Raw genomic sequence first — 205 nt, forward strand, 5'->3', positions numbered from 1 at the left:
AACAGGCGTTTAAAGCGTGAATTAAAGGATACGCAAGATGCTCTTGAAATTCTAAAAAAAGCCATCAGCATTCTGGGAGAATAACACAAGTTCTGTACTGTCTTGTTTCTGAAGAGTCTAAAGTCGACAAAGACTTTTCAGTGACTGGAGTGCTAAGTAAGCTACATTTGTCAAAATCAGGATATTACAATTATCTGCATCGAAA

Source organism: Eubacterium sp. AF22-8LB (genome assembly GCF_003458715.1).
Lineage (GTDB): Bacteria > Bacillota_I > Bacilli_A > Erysipelotrichales > Erysipelotrichaceae > Holdemanella.